This is a genomic window from Streptomyces sp. LS1784, assembly GCF_020103755.1.
Lineage (GTDB): Bacteria > Actinomycetota > Actinomycetes > Streptomycetales > Streptomycetaceae > Kitasatospora.
Window position 1 is genome coordinate 1 of the sequence record NZ_JAHSQD010000924.1, and the last position, 2,051, is coordinate 2,051.

General features: G+C 73.9%; 2 protein-coding genes. One reads left to right on the forward strand and one right to left on the reverse strand.

Features of this window, described 5'->3' with window-relative positions; translation table 11 throughout:
* Positions 1-15 precede the first annotated feature (15 nt).
* Positions 16-1,083 (reverse strand): NUDIX hydrolase, encoded by a 1,068-nt coding sequence (locus tag KS423_RS44275; RefSeq protein ID WP_224285333.1) that lies wholly within the window; start codon positions 1,081-1,083, stop codon positions 16-18.
* 395 nt (positions 1,084-1,478) lie between these two features.
* Between KS423_RS44275 and KS423_RS44280 the strand changes: the two genes are divergently transcribed.
* On the forward strand, positions 1,479-2,051 hold a 573-nt coding region (locus KS423_RS44280), incomplete at its 3' end, for a PfkB family carbohydrate kinase (protein WP_224285334.1).

Consider the following 2,051-nt stretch of genomic DNA (forward strand, 5'->3'; position numbering starts at 1 on the left):
CGCGCCGACCGGCCGCTACGCCGCGTCCGCCGCGCTCGCCAGCCCGACGGCCACCCGGCTCCCCGCCTCCAGGTACCGCAGCTCGCCGCTCCGCCGCGCGTCCAGCGCGGCCGCCAGCCGCCGGTAGCGGCCCGGGGGCAGCAGTTCGCCGGCCTCCTCCAGGGTGACGAAGCGCCAGCTGCGCAGCTCCTCCTGCTGGAGCAGCAGGTTCTGCCGGCCCTCCGCGTTCAGCAGGCCGCCGTCGTACATCAGCCGCAGGCCGCCGCGGCGAGGACCGGTGCGCGGTTCCCAGTCGACGGCGAGCAGGCGCAGCGTGGACGGGTCCAGGCGCAGGCCCAGCTCCTCGGCGGTCTCACGCAGGGCGGCGTCGGTGGGGGCCTCGCCGCGTTCGACCACGCCGCCGGGGAAGTCCCAGTCGGGCTTGTAGACGGGGTCGACCAGCAGCACGCGGTCCTGCTCGTCGAAGAACAGGACGGCGGAGGCCACGGTGTCCCCGGTCGGGTCCGGGGTCTGGACGATCGGGCAGCGGGCGGCGCCGACCCGGACCAGTTCGGCGATCCGGTGCGCGGTCTCCCGGGGGGAGAGCTCACTGGTGTCGATCAGCCGGGCGTCACCGACCAGCCAGCGGCGGGCGGCACGGTAGCGCGGCAGGTGTTCGAGGCACCAGTCGCGGACCCGCTCGCTGCCCTCCGGATCGCCGGGACACGCCTCGCGGTGGGCTATGCGGTCACGCAGGATCGTTTCTTCAGGGTCCAGCACGAAGTGGTGCACCGCGATCCCGTGCGAGGCCAGGTCGCCGAAGATCTCGTCCCGGTAGTCCTCTCTGAGCAAGGTCATCGGGACCACCAGCGGGCCCCCGACCTCACCGAGCAGCGCCGCCGCCGTCTCGGGGACGAGCCGGCGCCAGGCCGCCAGGTCCTGGAAGTCGGACACCGCCGCCAGCCGGTCGGCCGGGAGCATCCGGCGCAGGCCGAAGCCCACCAGCTCGGGATCGAAGAGCACGCTCCCGGGCAGCAGTTCCACCAGCTCGCGGCAGGCGCTCGTCTTGCCCGCCCCGAATGTGCCATTGACCCAGACGATCACAACGTCCCCTGCCCTCGACTTCCCCCGATGCCGTTCGCACCGGGCAGCGCCCCCGTCAGCCGAACCAGCGCCACCCGTGGTGGTACCCGCGCCATGCCGCCCCCCATGCCTCCCCGACGCGCCCGCCCGCACGCCCAAGCCTGCCCCGTGACAGCAGCATGTGCCCAGGTCAGGCACCCGCGCACAGAAATATGCAGACCGGTCTACATCAAAATTGCACCCCTTCACCACTGCTAGGGCACAGGGCGCCCGATGGGTCGACCTGCCATGCACGCCCCACTCGTACGCTCCGCACGCCCGCGTGCACGCCCCGTGCTCACTCTGCGCTCCCCCATCACCGATCGTCACCGGCCGCCTGCTTGCGCCGCCCGCGCCCCGCCGCGTACAGAGGAACGATGAAGCTGCTCCCCGTCGGCCGCGTGGTCGTCATCGGCTCAGTGAACACCGACCACATCCTCCGCTGCCCCGTGCTCCCCTCCCCCGGCGAGACCGTCCTCGCCACCGCCGCCACCCGGGGCTTCGGCGGCAAGGGGGCCAACCAGGCGGTGGCGGCTGCCCTGATAGGGGCGACGACGCACCTGGTCGCCAAGGTCGGGCGGGACGCCGAGGGCGAGGCGGCACGTGCCGATCTGCACGGCGCGCAGGTCGAGACGGGCGCCGTTCTCACCCATCCGGAGGCGCCCACCGGTCAGGCGATCGTCATGGTCGACCCGTCCGGCGAGAACAGCATCGTCGTCGTCCCCGGCGCCAATGCCCACCTCACCCCGGAGGAGGTCACGGCCGCGCTCACCCGCCTCCACCTGCTCCCCGTCGACGTGGTCCTGACCAGCAACGAGGTCCCCGAAGAGTGCATCCGTGCGACCGCCGCCGCCCTGCCCGCCGCGGGCCGCTCGGGCGGCACCCGCTGGCTGCACAACGCCGCCCCCGCCGGCACCCTGCCGGGAGCCGGCCCCACCGGACGCCGCCCG